The 18,494-nt window shown below is 45.4% G+C and carries 21 protein-coding genes and 1 pseudogene; 15 read left to right on the forward strand and 7 right to left on the reverse strand.

From position 1 onward, the window contains the following. Nucleotides 1–169 precede the first annotated feature (169 nt). Both ACM0P2_RS03825 and ACM0P2_RS03830 read left to right on the forward strand, forming a co-directional pair. Complete coding sequence (locus ACM0P2_RS03825; RefSeq protein WP_419227302.1) at nucleotides 170–619, forward strand: hypothetical protein; 450 nt, start codon at nucleotides 170–172, stop codon at nucleotides 617–619. Then, nucleotides 606–1,400, forward strand: coding sequence for a hypothetical protein (locus ACM0P2_RS03830; protein ID WP_419227303.1), 795 nt, complete (start codon nucleotides 606–608; stop codon nucleotides 1,398–1,400). The genes ACM0P2_RS03825 and ACM0P2_RS03830 overlap by 14 nt, the downstream gene beginning before the upstream one ends. A 308-nt stretch (nucleotides 1,401–1,708) precedes the next feature. On the opposite strand, the gene ACM0P2_RS03835 is transcribed toward ACM0P2_RS03830, so the two are convergent. Together ACM0P2_RS03835 and ACM0P2_RS03840 are read right to left on the reverse strand one after the other, a co-directional pair. Beyond that, on the reverse strand, nucleotides 1,709–1,924 hold the full coding sequence (locus ACM0P2_RS03835) for a hypothetical protein (protein ID WP_419227304.1): 216 nt from the start codon (nucleotides 1,922–1,924) through the stop codon (nucleotides 1,709–1,711). A 554-nt stretch (nucleotides 1,925–2,478) separates the two neighbouring features. Then, on the reverse strand, nucleotides 2,479–3,462 hold the full coding sequence (locus ACM0P2_RS03840) for a hypothetical protein (protein ID WP_419227305.1): 984 nt from the start codon (nucleotides 3,460–3,462) through the stop codon (nucleotides 2,479–2,481). Between the two features lie 151 nt (nucleotides 3,463–3,613). Between ACM0P2_RS03840 and ACM0P2_RS03845 the strand changes: the two genes are divergently transcribed. From ACM0P2_RS03845 to ACM0P2_RS03870, 6 genes are all read left to right on the forward strand, one after another. Further along, complete coding sequence (locus ACM0P2_RS03845) at nucleotides 3,614–3,919, forward strand: hypothetical protein (RefSeq protein ID WP_419227306.1); 306 nt, start codon at nucleotides 3,614–3,616, stop codon at nucleotides 3,917–3,919. Between the two features lie 181 nt (nucleotides 3,920–4,100). Then, a complete protein-coding gene (locus ACM0P2_RS03850) occupies nucleotides 4,101–4,742 on the forward strand; it encodes a hypothetical protein (RefSeq protein WP_419227307.1) in 642 nt (213 codons plus the stop codon). Nucleotides 4,743–4,971: 229 nt separating this feature from the next. Further along, on the forward strand, nucleotides 4,972–5,589 hold the full coding sequence (locus tag ACM0P2_RS03855; RefSeq protein ID WP_419227308.1) for a Mu transposase domain-containing protein: 618 nt from the start codon (nucleotides 4,972–4,974) through the stop codon (nucleotides 5,587–5,589). Then, nucleotides 5,586–6,332: an ATP-binding protein gene (locus ACM0P2_RS03860; RefSeq protein ID WP_419227309.1), complete on the forward strand. Its 747-nt coding sequence runs from the start codon at nucleotides 5,586–5,588 to the stop codon at nucleotides 6,330–6,332. Before ACM0P2_RS03855 ends, ACM0P2_RS03860 begins: the two co-directional genes overlap by 4 nt. Before the next feature lies 1 nt (nucleotide 6,333). After that, nucleotides 6,334–7,137, forward strand: a complete 804-nt coding sequence (locus tag ACM0P2_RS03865; RefSeq protein ID WP_419227310.1) for a toprim domain-containing protein — start codon at nucleotides 6,334–6,336, stop codon at nucleotides 7,135–7,137. Beyond that, the gene (locus ACM0P2_RS03870; protein WP_419227311.1) at nucleotides 7,134–8,075 is read left to right on the forward strand and encodes a tyrosine-type recombinase/integrase; all 942 of its coding nucleotides are present in this window, start codon (nucleotides 7,134–7,136) and stop codon (nucleotides 8,073–8,075) included. The genes ACM0P2_RS03865 and ACM0P2_RS03870 overlap by 4 nt, the downstream gene beginning before the upstream one ends. Nucleotides 8,076–8,087: 12 nt before the next feature. On the opposite strand, the gene ACM0P2_RS03875 is transcribed toward ACM0P2_RS03870, so the two are convergent. Then, complete coding sequence (locus ACM0P2_RS03875) at nucleotides 8,088–9,341, reverse strand: type II toxin-antitoxin system HipA family toxin (protein WP_419227312.1); 1,254 nt, start codon at nucleotides 9,339–9,341, stop codon at nucleotides 8,088–8,090. After that, nucleotides 9,331–9,669: a helix-turn-helix transcriptional regulator gene (locus tag ACM0P2_RS03880; RefSeq protein WP_198816858.1), complete on the reverse strand. Its 339-nt coding sequence runs from the start codon at nucleotides 9,667–9,669 to the stop codon at nucleotides 9,331–9,333. The genes ACM0P2_RS03875 and ACM0P2_RS03880 overlap by 11 nt, the downstream gene beginning before the upstream one ends. 538 nt (nucleotides 9,670–10,207) lie before the next feature. Between ACM0P2_RS03880 and ACM0P2_RS03885 the strand changes: the two genes are divergently transcribed. The 7 genes and pseudogenes from ACM0P2_RS03885 to ACM0P2_RS03915 all read left to right on the forward strand — a co-directional run bounded on the left by ACM0P2_RS03885 (nucleotide 10,208) and on the right by ACM0P2_RS03915 (nucleotide 14,833). Beyond that, complete coding sequence (locus tag ACM0P2_RS03885) at nucleotides 10,208–10,420, forward strand: hypothetical protein (protein WP_419227313.1); 213 nt, start codon at nucleotides 10,208–10,210, stop codon at nucleotides 10,418–10,420. A gap of 57 nt (nucleotides 10,421–10,477) precedes the next feature. Next, a complete protein-coding gene (locus ACM0P2_RS03890; protein ID WP_419227314.1) occupies nucleotides 10,478–10,756 on the forward strand; it encodes a helix-turn-helix domain-containing protein in 279 nt (92 codons plus the stop codon). Further along, on the forward strand, nucleotides 10,740–11,858 hold the full coding sequence (locus ACM0P2_RS03895) for a reverse transcriptase family protein (RefSeq protein ID WP_419227315.1): 1,119 nt from the start codon (nucleotides 10,740–10,742) through the stop codon (nucleotides 11,856–11,858). Before ACM0P2_RS03890 ends, ACM0P2_RS03895 begins: the two co-directional genes overlap by 17 nt. A 31-nt stretch (nucleotides 11,859–11,889) precedes the next feature. Then, nucleotides 11,890–12,042: pseudogene (locus ACM0P2_RS03900) on the forward strand (RHS repeat-associated core domain-containing protein); the annotation flags it as partial. 884 nt (nucleotides 12,043–12,926) lie between these two features. Further along, complete coding sequence (locus ACM0P2_RS03905; RefSeq protein ID WP_419227316.1) at nucleotides 12,927–13,157, forward strand: hypothetical protein; 231 nt, start codon at nucleotides 12,927–12,929, stop codon at nucleotides 13,155–13,157. 399 nt (nucleotides 13,158–13,556) lie between these two features. Beyond that, nucleotides 13,557–14,441 carry a hypothetical protein gene (locus tag ACM0P2_RS03910; RefSeq protein ID WP_419227317.1) on the forward strand — a complete coding sequence of 295 codons (885 nt, stop codon included), beginning with the start codon at nucleotides 13,557–13,559 and terminating at the stop codon, nucleotides 14,439–14,441. 8 nt (nucleotides 14,442–14,449) lie between these two features. Next, nucleotides 14,450–14,833, forward strand: a complete 384-nt coding sequence (locus ACM0P2_RS03915; RefSeq protein WP_419227318.1) for an Imm39 family immunity protein — start codon at nucleotides 14,450–14,452, stop codon at nucleotides 14,831–14,833. Nucleotides 14,834–14,874: 41 nt separating this feature from the next. Here the strand turns inward: ACM0P2_RS03915 and ACM0P2_RS03920 are convergent, their stop codons facing one another. From ACM0P2_RS03920 to ACM0P2_RS03930, 3 genes are read right to left on the reverse strand one after another with little or no spacing between them, the layout of a single operon-like run. Further along, the gene (locus tag ACM0P2_RS03920; RefSeq protein WP_419227319.1) at nucleotides 14,875–16,137 is read right to left on the reverse strand and encodes an AAA family ATPase; all 1,263 of its coding nucleotides are present in this window, start codon (nucleotides 16,135–16,137) and stop codon (nucleotides 14,875–14,877) included. Next, a complete protein-coding gene (gene mobF, locus ACM0P2_RS03925; RefSeq protein ID WP_419227320.1) occupies nucleotides 16,032–17,432 on the reverse strand; it encodes a MobF family relaxase in 1,401 nt (466 codons plus the stop codon). The genes ACM0P2_RS03920 and mobF overlap by 106 nt, the downstream gene beginning before the upstream one ends. Then, the gene (locus ACM0P2_RS03930; RefSeq protein ID WP_419227321.1) at nucleotides 17,429–18,394 is read right to left on the reverse strand and encodes a type IV secretory system conjugative DNA transfer family protein; all 966 of its coding nucleotides are present in this window, start codon (nucleotides 18,392–18,394) and stop codon (nucleotides 17,429–17,431) included. Before ACM0P2_RS03930 ends, mobF begins: the two co-directional genes overlap by 4 nt. Between the last annotated feature and the right edge of the window lie 100 nt (nucleotides 18,395–18,494).

Genomic DNA, 18,494 nt, shown 5'->3' on the forward strand with positions numbered 1-18,494 from the left:
GTATAAATAGGGCAGTCACTCTTCGACTTAATCTCGCATACCCCCGCCTACCCAGCGGGGCTTTTGTCGACAAAGTGGTAGGCAAGCTATATATGGAGTGGTCTTAACTTGAATCCAAATCCCACTTCGGCGGGGGTTGGATCCAATGAACTGAGCAGGAAGCAATTGAGTGGCGCACGAAAAAGTTCAAAAACAGCTATCGGAATACCTTGAATACGACCTAAGGCAGCTTATTGATAAACGAGTTTCCGCCTTTAAGCGACAGCTAGAATACGTTAAAACAAAGGATAACCCGCACCTTATCAAGCTCTATTCAAATAACTGGAACGATGAAATGCTTAAGGTCGTGTTCGTGCTCAACTCATTTTATCAGCTTGTACTTGGTCCATTAGACAGCTCGGCTCGAAGCTCAACAAATTGTGGTCTGGGCTCAGATATACCAATAAGTTATGGTAAAAGTATCAAATTCAACGCCTCTAGAAGTCGCAAAATCAATAAGACGGTTGAAAGCTTTTATAACATCATTGCGAAATTAGAAATAAATAGATTCGTGATGGGGCTGAATTCAGTTAACGACATCGTTTTCAATCTTGCAAAGGACTCGTATGAAAACGAGTAGTGCGTGGTTATCTGACGTTGAAAAGATGGTCACGCAATTTGTTGATGACTATTCGTTGGTATATAGCAAAAAGCAACGAGAACTTTCTGCATCATTTGAAATTGGGTGTTTTCATGCATTACTCGATTATTATGAGCAAATGCAGTTTGATATTTCAGTCGAAAATCTTACTACTGGCGATGAATTTCGCTATCTAACATCACCAAGTGGTAATCCTGATAACTTCTCTTATGTTGTCGCATCGCTTGGAGAAAGAGCCTATGAAATTAGGCAGCAGCTAAAGATTTATTCCGAGCTAGATGAATACATTTCTTTTGCGCCTGACCTATCTGTTGTGAAAAGAAACACTCGCATTGAAGAAGTGAGAGATGATGACTATGCGAAGGGAAAACGTTCGTTCTTCAGGGTTTCAAGCAAAGACGTGATAGCCGCACATGAGTGCAAGTCGCTCCCTCCATTCCCGGAGTTGATGGTTTCTTTTATTGGAATGTTTGTTACCGCCCACTCTTGGCACACAGATGAAACTTGTGGTGTATCATTAGATGATACTGGTTTGCACTTAGCCCCAACAATGTTTGTAGGTGGTAGCGCACAAGCTATGCATTTGAAAATGATTGCTGCGATTCAAAAAGTACACCCTTTGAACATTGTGGTGGGTATGCATCAAGGAAACTGGGATTTGTATGGTCCCCATAAAAAGCTCAATCGGTTAGATGTTTCTGGTGATAGAGAAGCACTAACCTTAGCGAAACCAATTCATGACTTCTTGAGCTTTCCTTGATTTCAATCGCCAAATATGGACTGAGTCTACTCATTGATACCAAATCCCGGTTCGGCGGGGTCTGCAATCAATTGAAACTTGATCAGGTGGATACAGCCTCGGGATGCTCTTCCGATGCAGACATAGTAGAAGACGTTTACCCGCTACCATGCCGGACTAGCCAAGGGGCGTGAGGAACTTTCAACTCGACGGTCTCGGTTTTGACGATTATATCGGTAATATACCCTTTTTCACTCAGCTTGCTTTCAACGAGTGAGGGTTTCCAAATCGTGCGACATGGGATTTCAGAGGATTGGGTAGTAACGACCTCAAGCCATTTCGCCGAATTTCATCTCCAACAGGACCTGCATCAGTCTTGCCCTGTCTTCGGCAGTATTGAAAAAGCTTTTTGGCGTCCTTAACTCCAAAATAGGTATGGGGCTATTCACCCATTCGTCTCTGAGTTCGGGGTCATCAATAACGGTAACTAGTTCTGCCTCTAACTCTTCAAGAGTCACTTCAGATTTGCTGCTGTGTTGGTCCATTACTGTCCCCCGATACTCGCTTTACGTATTCCAAGTTTAGCAGAAAGAAATCAGGAATGATTAATTACCGAGACTGCTTCTCAATAGCAATCCTAAACCGATAATGTCAGCTGTTCTAGATCTATAGGATAGTAAACACTATCTGATTACCGGCAGTAATCAATCTGCGGTTGACGCTTTTTGTTTACCAGCGGTAAGCAAATTGTGTTTACCTTGTACCCTTTTAAAAGTCGACGCATTTTTTCAACTTCATGCGCCCTCTGCATAGAGAATATATGACTTACTATTTACCTGTAGTCTCGATAATAACCCCAGCCCAATACTCAAGATAACAATCCTGCCACTATCTTTAATTATTTTAAGGTGGCAACCTCGTTTGGAACGGTGGTAAAGGATGACTGGGATTTACAATTGTACAGTCCAATGAAAACTGCCACCTATTCCAAAATGGCAGTACCAGTCATTTTAAAAGATATTGCCATTAGTGGTTAATATGTCAGTTAAATCTTGCCATATATTATAGCGTTTAAGGAAAGGTTTGGTATTCCACTCAATTAAGATAACCAGTGAAATTCTGGTGAAATAGCTGGACGAGAAATTCCCTTTCTAACATCTGAAACTGGGAAAAAGGGGAGGTTCAATTCAGTGAAAACGAAGTCAAAGCCCCTCTCGTTGTCGTGCCATTTCCCCTCCTTCGAGCCCTCTTTCACGCTGATTTCATCCAGTAATATATCGAGATCTGAAAGCATCAACCTGATAAAGAATTCTTGCCTGACGCTAGCTTGCTTGTTTGCTAATGTGGGGCCATGCGTGTTGTATAGAACTGCTTTCATTGTCCATTCGAGTTGACTTGTCTGAGCGACCCACGAGCTATTTTTCCAGTGCTCAGTATCAGGGAAAAAATCTGAAGCGACAACATTCATGGGGAGTTGCTTGGTAACGTACTTAATTATGTCGTCCTCCACATACTTCAATTCTCCATGTCGAATTGCATGCCAAAGCAGAACATCGAGTTTGTAGGCTGCATCCTCTTCAAGAGAAGTGCGAAACTCTTGTGACAGCCACATTGCCGCCAGATAAAGTGCTAGGGGCTTATCCGTACGACCCCCCTTTAGATGTTTAACGATGATGGTTGCCGAATTTGCGCCATTTCCCGAAAAAGCCATTAAGAGTTCCATGATTATCGACTTCGTTGGTGTAGGTAGTGTCGTCAATGCTTCTGTCACTGTCACCTCTTTCTCAAGCGCTGCTAGCAGTTGATAAAATTCCCCATCCAGAGGTGGTTCAATGGTGACATCGTGTAGGGCGGCAGCTTCAAGATATTTGCTCTCCGACTTTCTGTGCATTTGTGACAGCCCCAGAATATGCTTTTTAGCTTTTCCATTTCTGTCTTTCGCATCTCTGAATCGAGCCGGTTTATACATATTGAGCTTTCGTTCTAGCGCATCACCATTCACGGGTATGTTTAGCGCCTCGCAAAGTCGGACAGTGAGCTCTTTAGTCGCTATGCGCAGAATGAGTAGTGAGTTTCGCCCCATGTGCTTGTCCAGCTTGAAAATTACCTTACAAGTCTAGCTCAGTCACTCGCTGTCGCACTGAAAAAAATTAAATTAATTATTTAATCCCTCTGGCGCATTTCTAATTCAGCACACTACGCTCAACTTCCACTTTCATAAAAGGGGAATAAGTGTGACGAAGCGAGTCGTAGACGAAGATATTATCCGGTTCCTATTCGCAGACAGCATTAGGAATGAACTACTGAAAGAGCATGGGGTGCTGTTGGGCGGTAAAAACCTAACGCATCAATTGGGATTCCCTACCAGTAGTGCGTTTCGCAAAGCTAAGTCGCGAGGGGTACTGCCTGTGCAGGTTTTCGAATTGGAGAACAAGCGAGGTAGCTTTGCTCTCACAGATGACTTGGCAATATGGCTGTCGGATCAGCGAGTGCAGCAATTCACGTTAATTGAGGAGGGCAATAAGGAAAATAAGTCTTAAACCAATATCGACTTTTTGCACAGCGCAAACAAAAAGCCACTGAATTGGCGTTCAGCGGCTTTTGGAACTGCATTTAAATAACTCTCATTACGAATGTAGACCGTGTTTGCTAATTACGCAAGACAGGCTTTCTCTTTATTGTCTGCGTGTTGCTGTGCCTAATTACTTAACGAGGCATATGATGGATACCATTCAAAAAAAACGTATTGTCGCGCAGCAGTGTTTAAAAGCGATAAATAACAACGAGCTTATGTCGCAGCGCTCTTTAGCCCGGCTCTCTGGCCTTTCACGGCCAACAATAAAACGAATTGCTGAGAGAGTTTCTCAATGTCCGGAACAATTCGAAAATATACATGCTTTACGTGACTCGGAGTTAATCAGCCGGTTAAAAACAGCCAGCAATCCTATCGTTGTAAAAGAGAAGCCCGATGTCCCGTTTCTACTTTCACTCATGAAAAAGCATGGGCTGGATGTGAAGTCGGCCTATGGTGTTTTCGTACGAAATGCAAAAGGGCCTGTTTACAGTCTCTCTCATGTCTATGACGAGGTTAACCGGTATCAGGCGCAAACATCGTCAACCATGCTACTTCATTATCATCCCGGCCAAGTCGTCTTTGTCGATTTTGCCGGGAAGCGCCCGGTTATTACTGATGCCAAAACTGGAACTAAAAAGAAGGCTGAGTTATTCGTTGGTATCCTTGGCTACTCGGGGCTCACATATTTCTGTGCCTGCCACACGCAGAACCAGCAAGACTGGATAGCGGTGAATAAATCGATGCTAGACTATTTTTGGCGGCGTACCGGAGTACATCGTACCAGATAATCTTAAAGCGGCAGTCATCAAATCAGGTAAAGAGCCAAAGCTTAACCCTCTGTATGAAGAGTTTGGTCTTCACTATGCAACGGGCATCATACCGGCGCGTACCTATCATCCACAAGATAAAGCAAGAGTCGAAAACGCGGTCCGTCAGGGCTACCGCTACATTTTAAGCAGGCTCACCGGGCAGGCATTTTTCTCAATAGATGAACTTAACGATGCAATCAAACCGCTGATGGATGAGTTTAATAATAAAGCTTTCGCAAAATTCGAAGGGAGTCGGCGCTCTTGGTTTGAGGAAAATGAGCGCGAGGTGCTAAGTGCGTTGCCAGATGAGGAGTTTGTCGTCTGGAGTGTGCGTAAACCACGTAAAGTCGACAAGACATACCACATACTTTACGAAGGTCATTATTACTCAGTGCCTCACCAGCTGATTGGTAAAACGGTGCTTCAGCTTGTGTCTGACGTTGCTATCCGTTTTAGCTACGACAATGAAACGGTGGCTGAGCATCTATTAAGTAATACTCAAAATGCTTTCTCCACCACACCGACCCATATGCCTAGCACGCATCGTGCCTATGCGTCGCTTAACAAGCGCGAGTTGCACGATTGGGCAGTTTCCGTAGGACCTGCCACTACGTCACTGATTGATGCCCAGTACGATGGGTTATCTGAAACAGCGCCAAATGTGAAAAGCCGCTGTGCCAAGTTCAAGAAACTGGCTGAAAAGTGGGGGAATATCGCCTTTGAGAATGCAGCAAGCGTGGCGATGCGTCGCAGCTCACCATCATTGCGTCTGGTGTCAGCAATCATCAAAAGTGAAGCTGGCTCAAGTAGAGGGGAGCAACTATGAATACGTCGACAATTCTACACAAAATGCGAGCGCTACGTTTAGGCAATATGGCTGATAATCTTGAAGTGATGCTCAAGCAGCCGAACAATCTTGATGAGGCAACGCTTGAAGCGGTGGACTTTTTACTAGATTGCGAAAAGGTAGGGCGAGACGAAACCAAGCGTACTAACCAAATTAAGAAAGCGAATGTGCAGTACAAGCTGGCTCATCCAGACAATGTGCTGTACAGCGGCTACCGAGAACTGAATAAGTCTGCTTTGCAGGGGCTATTTAGAGGTCACTGGTTTAAAAACCAAAACAATATTGTCTTGGAAGGTTCCCAGCGGTGTGGCAAAACCTACATTGCCAGCGCTTTAGCAGTATCGGCGTTGATGGCGAATCAAACAGTATATTTTTGGGACTTTGATAGTTTTTTAGAAGAGCTTAATCTCGCCAGCATTGGCCATCCGGAAGCAAAGCTTCATGACAAACTTTATAAGCCCGATGTGGTTGTGATTGATGACTGGTGTTATCGCATAGTCACGCCACTTATTGCCGACATGATGGTGGCAACACTGGATAACCTACTTGGAAGTACTAGTCTGATTTTAGCGTCCGTGGTGCCTCAGCAAGAGTGGATCCAAAGTTTGTCGATTAAAAAAAAGCATACAGCCGTGCTCGAGAAATTTGCGAACCGCAGTCATCATTTAACTCTTTACCCGCCATCCTCAGCTGGGCCTATCGGTCATCCGGGGAGTGCGTAAGATGGACACTCACTTTCAACAGGATTGGGCGCTTAGCTGCCCATCCTGCCTTATTTCAGCGCAAATGGAGCGAGAGTACGTCGAGATGGCGCTTCTACACTACCAGTCTGCGCTGACTGCTTCTAAGCGAGCTTCAGATTATCTAATCCACGAAAGGGGGCTGTCGGCGTCGATTATCAGCGAGTTTAACGTCGGTTTTTGCGACAGAAGTTTTGGCCGACTGTTGCCCGAGGGAGAGAGTATCGAAGGTGCTATGGCCAGAGGGGCACTACAGCGACAAGGTATTATTAAGCCTAATGGCAGGGAAGCGCTTCGAGGCTGTATCACATTTCCTGTGAGAGGACCCGACGGTCAACTGATTGATGTCTATGGCAGAAAAATCGCCAAATATCAGCGTCGCGGGAGTGCTCACCGCATGACACTCTTCAAAGAGCGGTGTTCGTTTTTTAATGCCCAAGTACTAAACAGTGAAACGAAGATAGTACTCGTGTCTTCTCCTTTGGAAGCATTAAGCTTAATTCAATTGGGTGTGACTAATACTGTCGGGCTGCTTGGTCTCAACACTTTAAGCGAAATGATGCTCACTCAGCTTGCTAAAAGCATGGTACATCAAGTTACGGTTATATTTGCTGCACATGCAGCTGGACAACGTTACTCGAATCTGGTGTGTAAACAGTTGACGGAATTAGGTATCGCAGCTCAATCATACTTTCCCGAAGCTAATGGTGATATCAATAATATGCTAACAACTTCGTCCGCAATCCGTGAGCTTGTGAGCCATGCAGTGAAGGCGAAAAGCGTATGAATAGCCAGTATTTAAAGGTTACTAATGCCGTAGCTTTGTATTTAGAGGACTGTTTGGCGAGGGAGCAGTCCTTTAGAACTATCGAGGGCAAGAGCAGTACATTGAATCAGTTTGTACGCTACTGTGATTCAAATGGCATCTCTGATATTTCGCTTATAACGTTATCACAGCTAGAGGGATACCGGCGCTTCCTCATAAAGCAAGTTAAGCCAAATGGTGAAATGTTGGATATTTCAACGCGTCGTAATAAGCTTACTCATGTAAGAGTGTTTTTCAGGCGACTATATGAGCTGGAATATCTTGAAAACAACCCAGCAGATAAGTTTCTTGTGCCTAAAAGGCCAAGGCGCTTGCCTGAAGGGATTTTGTCGCCCGAAGAGCTCGAAGCGATTTTTCAACAAACTGAACTTTACGGCCCCAAAGGTGTGCGCGATAAAGTTGTACTTGAGATGTATTATGCGTCAGGTATGAGGCGGGCAGAGCTGGCCGGTCTGGCCGTATTTGATGTAGATACTGTCAAGGATTTGGTTCGAATAAGAAACGGTAAAGGACGAAAGGATCGCATCGTACCAATCGCTAAACGCACAAGTGAAATGGTGACGTGTTATTTGAATACCATTCGCCCGAAGCTTTCCAGTATCGCCTCGGGTGACACATTATTTTTAAATGACCGAAGCACGCCGTTTACACCGCAGCAATTATCTTCCTTGGTTCGAAAATATGTGACTTACGCTGGCGTGCGCAGAAAGGGAGCATGCAATTTATACAGGCATACCGCCGCCACCCAGATGTTGGAGAATGGCGCAGACATTCGCATTATTCAGGAACAGTTAGGGCATGCTGATATCTCAACCACGCAAGTCTACACTCATGTCACTAATAAACAGCTGGTAGAGACCTATCAGCGCACCCACCCCGCAGCGCTTAACGGGAAATAGCGCCGCCGGGTGCTATTGTGTTATCGAGTAAGGGTTTAAAAACTGCCGCTGCCAAAACAACCGCTTATCGATTTCAGACAGTTCAGCTTCGGCACAGACGGCATCAAAGTTAGCTTTAATAATCTGAATTTGATGTTCAAAAATAGCCTTAGCTTCCTCCTGCGATAGCAGAAAGTTATGCGCGGTTAGAAGGCAGGTTGTGAGTTGGCTCATTTTATTGCTACCTGCAATCAGCATGGCCTGAGACGCTTCGTTTCCGGTACGCCCTTGAGGGCATATATCATAGGCCGGTGTTAACGTTAGTGTGTGGCCAGTCCAGAACGCTGCATGGTTGCGGGCATGATCGTCTGTATTGCCGCAAAGAACATTAAATGTCAGGCGGCAAAATAGTTCCCGAAGTGTCTCTTTCGGTTTAGTAAATCTGTGTCGAATGATTTCTGCCAGTCTCTCATAGCTGGCATACCGCGCCATCATGTCATCCAGTGCAAACAGGGTAAGTGCTGACACAATAGACTTTCTTTCCCAGCCTTCCTCTGAAGCTACACGATCAAACCGTTCTACCAGCAGTACATCTTTATTCGCGGCTTTGGTTAGTTTGACCGGCGCTACATCAAGGCCAGCCAGTTTGGCTAATCGCATGGCGATGTATTCAGCCTTAACGACACTGTAGATATCATTACTGGCGGAAAATTTTGCGATGTATTTTGTTCCGTCCTCTTCAATCAGGGCTTTTGGGCGTGCGCCACCAATTGAACTTCCATGAAACAGGGCTTGATCTAGCTCGGGTGTTAACGGTACGCCTTTTTCAACGCGTTCTGCCGATTCTACTAATTCCTCCATGGTGACATTCTTCGCAGAGCGCGGCACGTATTCGGTAGGAGAAAGCTGAAAATCTAATGCACCAATGCGGTCAGACCCCGACTCCAGCAGATAGGTCAACTCGTCTAGCTGAGCCGTATCGATATCATCACCTTTATACCCGAGGCGTCGGTTGATAATAACGCGTCTGCCCCATGCATCTGGCGCACTGTCACGGATACAGCCGGGCACACTGAGCCCGTCTAATAACGGAAGTGCACCGGGACGCAGGGGGAGTTCAGGCTCATAGATAGGCACTGCATCTTTCACTCTCTCTAAGTAACTTTTACCATAGTTGAAGATCAAGTTATCTCCATCAGGAGCGAGACGACCTGCCACGACAGGCTTGGTTTCTTCGGGCAACCAAATCCAGACGAATGCTTCTTTATAATCCTGTTTAGAAGTCATCTATCACTTCCTTCTTCGTTTTTCGGGCACTTTTAGGCAGCAGTGACAGCTTTTCTTCAATTTGCCTGACCTGCATGGTAAGTCGGCTAGGCTCTGCTTCAAACAATGTTACACCGACGATTCTGGCTACCTCAAAAGTTGCTCCTATTTCGCATTTAGGATCTGCCTTTTCTATGCGGGAAAGCATGCCTCTGGAAATACCTGCGCGGTCAGCAACCTCCTGCGCACTCATCTTTTTCTCCAGCCTTGAGGCACGAATGAGCTTCGCCAACAATGTTAGCGCTTCTTCGGTGTAACTGGAGTAACTTCTGACTGTGGATTTTGGCATTTGCGTCACACATGAAACTTTATATGGCTTTATGTTCTATATATAGCGCATGGAAATGTATTGGTCAAATTTTATGATGTCTTCATTGTTCTATATATGAAGCAAATAAGCTCTTTATGTTCCATATGTGATGCATTCATGGTTTGGTTTATTCCGTGTAACCAAGTGGTTAAAAAAACAGTGTTGACAAATAGGACACCTCTGTCTAATATTTGACTTGTGCAGACGATTCGTCTGTTGTGCTCTTTAAAACCTCTAATAATTGTGAACTGCAAAAGGCTTTTGGGCCGTTCATTTGTGTATGCAAAATGAACTACTTTTCCTGCAAAGATGTAATTCTAGACCCTCAATCCGAGAGGCAATGGAAAGATATAACATCAAGAACGACGGTGATTACTGTTGGTGCGGCGGGAGAGTTTCCAGAGAAAACTCTCTGTGGTGTTGGCTTGGTTTGTCTTCGGTGTTTCAAATCGGTTCGCAAATGTGACTTGGCGGCGGGGTCAAATCCGACCCGATTTTCACTGAAGAGGTTTTAATCATGAATGATGATGTAATTGCTAGCCTTAAAAAAGCTAGAGAGAAGTGCGCAAACACCGTAGACAAAAGCACAATACAGGAGCTGGATGCTGTAATCCGGTCTCTAGAAGAGCAAGGCATTAAGCCGAAGTCTCGGATAAAGTGGCTCAGTATCGCAACAAAGGCAATGTTCTTGTTGAGGATGCTGGCTGGTGAATTCGGACAAGGTGAATAGCTTGAATCTTGATTGTGCAACCAGCCATATAAATCCATTTATTACTAGGTGAATATTTTGATTGATGTAAGCAATACACTGAAGGAATGTAGAGAAATTAAAAGTGTTTCTTTGGGGCAACTTGCATCTAAAAGTGGGTTGAGTAAGTCATACTTATCTAAAATTGAAAATGGTAAGCGTGATCCGTCAATAACTACACTTAACAATCTTTGTGAGTGTTTAGGGATACCAATTAGTATATTTGTTCTACTGGCAGAGGAAGATACTGAGTCAGAACTCACGATGCAGCTAAAAAATATAGCAAGGGAAGCTATCTCAAGTGACGCATTGGTTTGAATATAAACAAAACCCAATTGCGTCGTTATCCACGCTCGCTACTAGTGTAGGCCTGAAAGAAACAGCGCTTAGAAAGCTCATTTTAAATTCAGATAGCCATTACAAGCTTGCCCTCAGAAAAATAAAGAAAGACGGCACTGTTCGAGAAGTCTTCAAAGCGTCAGAGCAATTAAGCTACGTGCTTAAGATGATCAAATCTCGAATTCTAGATAAGGTGGAGATCCCTAAATACATCACCGCAGGTAGAAAGGGTAGAGATTATGTTCAAAACGCGAGTCATCATTTAAATACAGAGGTGGTCGTAGCGGATGATATAAAGCAATTCTTCCCTTCAATCAGGCAAAGTCATATCAATAATCTTTTCCAATACTTTTTCAAGTTTTCACCAGAGGTTTCTAACGCGCTAAGCCATTTATGCACTAAAGACGGCTATTTAGTTCAAGGCAGCCCAATAAGTGGTGATATAGCAAATTTGATTTTCTACGATTGTGAGCCTGAGCTAGTTGGTTGGCTCGAAAGTGTAGGTTTGCGCTACACCAGATATTACGACGATATACATATAAGTCCGCTGCATGAAAACTATACTCTTGATTTGACGGAAATTAGGAGAAGGCTATATGGAATGTTTGGTAAGAAAGGTGTTGAACCTCACAGAAGCAATCAAAAAAGCCGAGTAATGTACGGAAACAACCGTATCGATATTCACGATGTTACCGTTAACTCGAAAAAGACCTCACCTGCAAAGAAGCGAGTGTCAGCAACGAGAGCACAGTTACATCAATTCACTTTGCTCGTTAGTGCAGATGGTTCAGTGAAAAACATCCTAGAAGAATACAGATCCCTTGCCGGAAAAATTCAAACGTTGAAAGCTCAAGGCTCTCCAAAATATCATAAAATGCAGAGAGAGCTCATCGGAGAGCTACATAACATAAACAAAGTTAGTGCAAAACGATTCACTCGCCGTGCTAGGAAGGTAAAAACACGAAAAGAGCTGGGTAATTTCGCGGCCCTCATAAGTCCCCTCAAGAAAATAGATGCTAGATTATCTGCTGTGATAAAAGCGGAATTAAACACAGCAAAAAATCGTCTTAAAAACAGCTAACATCGCTCTTTAACATTTTTCTTATACCGTTCAAATTCATATGAACGGGCGGGTGTACGATTATAACCTTGGTAGGTTTATGTCGGTTGATCCGCTGATCCAAGATCCAGTTAACTCTCAAAGTATAAATCCATATTCATACATAATGAACAATCCTTTGTCTGGAACTGACCCAACTGGATATTGTAGTACAGGCACCAATATCAAAGGTAAGGATATGTCTGACATGGGATGTAAGACTACTTATGAAGACAATACGTCTAGCAGAAATCCGCAGCAAAGAGGTGGTAAAAACAATGGTGCCGAAGTATTAGTAGTACAAGGGCCCCAACAGGACATCATGGATGTTGGTTCCGAACTTGAAAAGCATGGCGGTCGATTAATTTATGGAGTTAACGAACAAAACGGTACATCGACTGCGGCTTATGAATTTGGTAGCCGCACTGGTCTGGGTAAATATTCGGATATGTATTTCGAGTTAGCGAATACTATCGGAGACGGCGCAGCTACTTTTGCTAAGAATTTAATTCCCAATACAATCAACGGGATGACTCAATGGTCCGAAGAATTTTTACATTTAGATAAAGGTAGTTTAGGTCGAATGAATCAGTGGCATGAACCTCGTAATGAGGTTGCGCAGCTTGTCGCAGGAGACTTCGGTCAGTTAGCCGCTGTAGCAGGTGCATTTATTCCTGTGATGAGGGGATATGGCATAAGTGGTCGGCTGAATGTTGATACAGCAAACACATTTTTATTCGGAATTTATACGGATCGAGTCTTAACACAACCAATGATCCTAACGAGATATTATGACAATACAAATGCATTTGCTAAAGGAAGGTTTATGACAGAAATGTCCTCTCTATCTGGTTCGCAATTCATAAATCGAATGGGATTAGCATTGAGGCCAGAGTGGAACAATATGACAAGACAAGCATATTGGGAGATCCCGGCAGGTGTTAGAGTTTTTTCTGGACGCGCTGGACCACAAATGCCGTGGCTTGGAGGAAAAAGGCAACACTTCATACCTGAACTTAACAACCTAAAAAGGGTGAATGGTGAACAGTAATGAGAGCTAAAGTTATAGACATTAATTTTTATTCCGATAAGGATTGGGTCTTAAAGTTAAAGCAAAGTGATGGAATAGAATGCTTTGTAATGACGAAAGATATATATGATAAATTAGGAATTGAAACGCCGATATCCAAAAAGGTATTAGATTCTGTGGATATCGGTAGTTCATTTTTAATTGAAACCATCTACGATGGTAATCGGAACTTAGTTGTTAAGCTTAATTGACAGAGAAATATTTAGTGGTTCAGCTTCTGTTAATAGAAGCATCCTTATGGACACTCAGCCCTAATTTAATTTTGGCATCCCCCGCCCACCCAGCGGGGCTTTTGTCGCCAAAGCTGGCCACGAAGTTTTAAGTAAAAATTGTTGGAGTATGGATGCTTACTTTTAATGGAAAAAAGTTTAAAAAACAGATTTGGACAGTCACTCTCGGTAACCAAAAGTCGTTCTTTAATATCGCTGCTTCTTTAGGCTGAAACGCTTCCAACAGGTGGACGCACATCAGGTTCGCTCATTCATATGAACGGGCGGGTGTACGACTATAACCTTGGTTGATTCCTCTCTGTAGACCCCTTCATACAAAGTCCTAGCAATAGCCAAAGTATCAACCCGTATAGCTATATTATGAATAACCCCTTAGCGGGAACCGATCCAACGGGATACATTGGTTGTGCTGAAGGCGACACTTGTACCGAAACCACCACGACAAAGAACCACTATGAGACTAAAACTGGTTCGCGAATTAAGACAAAAACAGGAAGTACCACAACTACAACGACCACAAATCAAAACGGAGATACTGTAAATATCACTTCATCTACCGTGATGAATAATGGTAATTTCCAAACGTCGAGTGTCTCTTATGATAATGGAGCGGTATCACAAGTAAGTGCCTCGAAAGGCAATTTCAATACTGGTGATATGGTTGGTGCAACCGCAGATCTCCAATCACAAGGTAATATTGCAAAAGGTTCTGGAGACGCAGGAGCAAATATTACTTTTAGTAGTAATTGGTGTCACGGTGGGTCATGTAGAACGGGAGTACCTACTAATATTGATGCCCGTTCAATAAGCGCCATTGATCAAGGTTTAGAAGAGCTAAACTCGTATATGTCGATGGCTGCCGGGGCATTCTCACTTCCATCAATAGTTAAGTCATTCTTCACCAAAGGAGCTAAGGCATTAGCTGATGATGTTCCAACCAGCGTGCATAAGAACTCTCGATCTTATGAAGGTGAGACACACGTATATGCCATTCGAAGTCCTGACGGAAGCGTTAACAAGATAGGTGAAAGTGCCCAAGGTGTTCGCATTAGAGATGGAGCTTCTAAAAGAGCCGAGCAACAAGTAAGAAGGCTTAATCGTGAAGTCGGCCCCGGTCACACTTCGGAAATTAGAAATATATTCCCAAATAAAAATGCAGCTCGAAATTATGAAACAAGACTCATTGAACGCTACCGCAGAATGTATGGTCAAGATACTCTGCCGGGAAATAAGACAAATAGGTAAAGGTAGAAATGTCTGAAAAAAGAATTTTGTTAATTGGGGGCGTATCCTTAATTAAAGGAAGAGTAAAGGAAGCCGGTCCCGTTATGAAAGAGATCTGTGATGAATTAGAGCCGCTATTGCAAGACATCGGTTTTGTGGATAGCGCTCCGTTTAAAACAGTTAGTATGATCATTAGGTTTGGAGAAAAGACTGATTTAACGCCGGAATATGAAGCAATCAATAAACGATACAATGAACTACCTGTTGCAGTTGAAATGGAATTGGCTGAGTTTAGAGTTGCGAGTAAAGACGTTGTGAAGAGTGCTTTTGTAAAAGCGACAATTGATGTGCTGCTCGACATTGCAAAAAAATACGACCTGCCGTCAGAACCATTTGAGATGATTAAGTCTTGAATATAGCAAAGCCCGCATCAGCGGGCTTTGTTGTATCTAGGCTAAGCAGCCAGCTCGTTATCGTTAGCGATCTGCTGTGTGGCTTCTTGCTCTGTCTGTTGCTCAGCAATGTACTCATTGGCCATGGCCTTGTGTTTGTTGATGCTCATGCAGCGGGCGAGAGTTTTCAGCCGTGTGGCCATGTCAGGCGTTTGACCTTTGTCGGCCTGACCGCTTTGGGCATCCAGCTCTTGAGCGTTCACAAACCAATGGCACTGGTCTTTATGGCGTGAGCCAGCCACGTAGGATGCGGCTCTGTCCATGGCCGTTGTATACAACACAAAGGTATCGCCATCCACGGTCGCGCCTTGGCTACTGTAGACGGTACAGGCATAGGCTTGCACCAGTTGTAATCGGCCTTGTTCATCACTGTAATCCGACTGGTAAAAGCTCACCGTGCGGCCTGAATCGAGCTTGACCGTAAAACGAATATCATCACCTTGTTGCAGCACCTGTGTAATGGAGCCTTGCTCACCGTTGGTGAAATCGCGTTTGTAATCGTTCTTAGTAAAGCGCACACGCTCACCCTTTGAGAACGCAAAATACAGACTCTGGTTGGACACCACACACTCGGTTAAAATGTTCTCTGTCCCTAGTTTGCCTTGGTCTTGGTATACCTTGCGCACCAAGTCATTGAGCGGCTTTACGTCCTTCCAGCGCTGCGCCATTATCATGGTTTCCTTATCGGGATTGGCCTCGGTATAAGCCTGCCAGTGTTTCACTAACTGCTCACGGGCGCTTTGACTGTCCTGCTCGATATGCAGTAAGCCTTTGCCCTGAAAACTGTCCAGTGCTGCTTTGGCATTGCCACTTCTCAAGTCATTGACCGCCGCTCGCGCCCACGCTTCACGTTGCCTGCGAATGGTATCAATTCGTGCACAGCCTTGGCGCTGGCTTAAGTAGCGCAAGCTGCCGCCATGAGTGATCGCATCCATTTGCTGCTGCTCACCGACCAATACTAGCTTGGCTCCAGCGGCGTGCGCGGCCTGCATCAATTGCAGTAAATCCGGCGTTGCAAGCTGACCAGCTTCATCCAGCAAAATCACCGTGTCTTTGAATTTGGCTTGGCTGTTACCTTTGCTAAGCTCATTTAACAGGCTCGCCAACGTCGTACTTTCAATCCCGGTGTCATTTTCCAGTTGCTGGGCGGCTTGTCGTGCTACAGTAGCCCCGCGCACGGTAAACCCTTGTGATTGATAGGCCAAGCGCATGGCCTGCATCGAGGTGGACTTACCTGCTCCGGCACGGCCTTGAATAATATCCAAACTCGACTGACACACCGAAAACACCGCCTCAACTTGCTCGTCAGACAGGGCAAAGCCTTGCTGCTACCTTGTTGGTGAATCGCGTGTTGAATGGTGCGTTCATCCAGCTTGTAATGGTTACTCGCGTGCATCCTATCGGCGTAATTGAGCAAGTCCTGCTCAATGGCCAGCATGGCTTTGGTGGTATAAATCTGGTTATTGCTGAGGTCTTTGCCAAGGCTCACCATATCGCTATCAGCCAACAGCTCCCGCACCGTATCTTCAATGTCTAAACGCGAGACATGATTAAACTGGGCTTCCACGCCAACCGCCGCATAGATATCCTGCAAGCGGAACACCGCTTGCGACTCGATTAACTTGTCCAAGATATGTTGCAGGGGTAATGGCTCAGGTAAATGTGCGAGGTTTGGATGACGTATCTTGTCCATCTCGGCTTGAGTAAAGCCTAACCTGTCCATGTCCGCTTGCCATGAGGCAAACAGCTTTGGCCTGTCCACCGTTTGCTTGTAATCACGGGAATTAAGCGTAATGGTATCCCCAACTTTGGATGCCGCTTTGCTCACGCCCATGGCTTCCATCTGGGCGCGGATAGCCTCAGCTCGCTTTGAGAAAAACTGGCAAATACCTTGGTCAACGCCTTTGACCTCAAAGTGCTTGTGACCGTCTACCGCTTCCACTTCAAAGCCCAGTTCACGCAAACCATTGGCCAGTGCACTGCGGTAAATCGCCCCGGAGGCCATCTGCCATAGAAAGAAGTGCTTTGATTCCAGTGCGCCCCATGTGCCGTCGGCTCTGGGCGCAAGATTGGCAATCAAACAGTGGGTATGCAATTGGGGATCTTGTGCTCGGGAGGTACTGTGCTCAAACGTCGCGCCAATCAATCCTGTCACGCGCTCCTGAATATGCCCACCTTTGCCCCTACGGGTAAAGCTGGCGTGCTGCTCAACAAAAGCAAACGCTTCTTCCACTGCTTTTTGCTGGGCGTGTTGGATAGCTTTCCGGGTTACTTCATCGGCGCGTGCCCACAGCATGGATACGCTCTTGGGTGCGGAGAAGGTTAAGTCCCAGCCTGCCCGGTGATTGTCCCCGGCATTTTCACACAATGGCTCACCTTCCGGGCTGAAACCGTTAAACACGCGCCGGTAAGAGGTGGTGTCTATCTGGCTGGTCAGGCCCAGCGTTCGTGCGCCTGAGCCTGTCCACTTACCCGGTGGCTCACCGCCACCTTGGTAATAATCTTCTTTTGCCAGCTCTTCATAATACGCAATGCTGTTAATGGCGTTTAACGAATTCATGCGGCCTGCCTCCGTTTTTTAATGGCTTCACGGCGGCTGGGTTTGTCCGTTGGCTCTGCTGTGTCAGTTGGTGCGGGTTTGGCTGTCAGCCAATCAGCAGGACAATGTTCGTCACTGATAGGGTAAAGCGTGGCATAGGGCCAGCGAAGGTGATACACCGCTTTGTAACCGGGCAGTAGCATGTAGCCTTCCACGCCTCTTTTATCCGGTTGGGGTAAATCAGTCAGATTTGATTTGGTTACCAGCGGCAGGCTTTCCCGGTGCCAATTTTGGGTGGTACCGGTACCTTGACCCGCACTGGAGGTGGGGCGTTCCACCACACGCTCGCCAAAGACCTTGGCGGCTTCTTCATCGGTTTCGCCTGCTGCGCCCATGCGCATGCAGATAAACATCGTAAACATATTTAACAGCGCCCGCGCTTCCTGCTCTTCATAGTCTCGGCGAATTTGGGCAATGGACTGGGTGCCGGCGACAATCCGGCACCCTTTTGAACGCCCCAAACTCATCCATTCAGGTAAAGCCGGATTTTTCGATAAGTTGCCCAACTCGTCCACAAATAACCATAACTCTCTGGCGGGACTATTGGTTTGCGCCAATGTGTGGCTGGTCATCAGGGCAATTAAGGTATTGCATAACGGCGCACCGATATCTTTGTAGCGCTTATCCGCTTGTACAATCACCACCGGTTTATCGGTTTGTTCGTTATTGACCCAGTCGCGAACACAAAATCCGTTTTCATACGCTTTGGGCCATGCTTCAGCCAGTGTATACATCCAGCCTAACGAGCCGACTAGCTGCGCAAAAAATGACTGTGTAGTTTTACTGCCCTCCATAATAAACCGGGCTGCACGCGGGTAATGCTTTTGCAACAGCGTTTGCAGGGCGGCGTCATCCAATGACAGTATGCTGGCCAGCTCACACCACCCCCAGTGTGGCTGTGTTTGATTGAGTATTTCTATCATCCCGGTCAGTTATTATTAGGACACCCACCGCAATTTGATACTAAATCCCGCTTCGGCAGGGTTTATATTCAATAAAATGAGCAAGAATCAAAAGGGCAGA

Source organism: Alteromonas sp. OM2203, assembly GCF_048517045.1.
Taxonomy (GTDB): domain Bacteria; phylum Pseudomonadota; class Gammaproteobacteria; order Enterobacterales; family Alteromonadaceae; genus Alteromonas; species Alteromonas gracilis.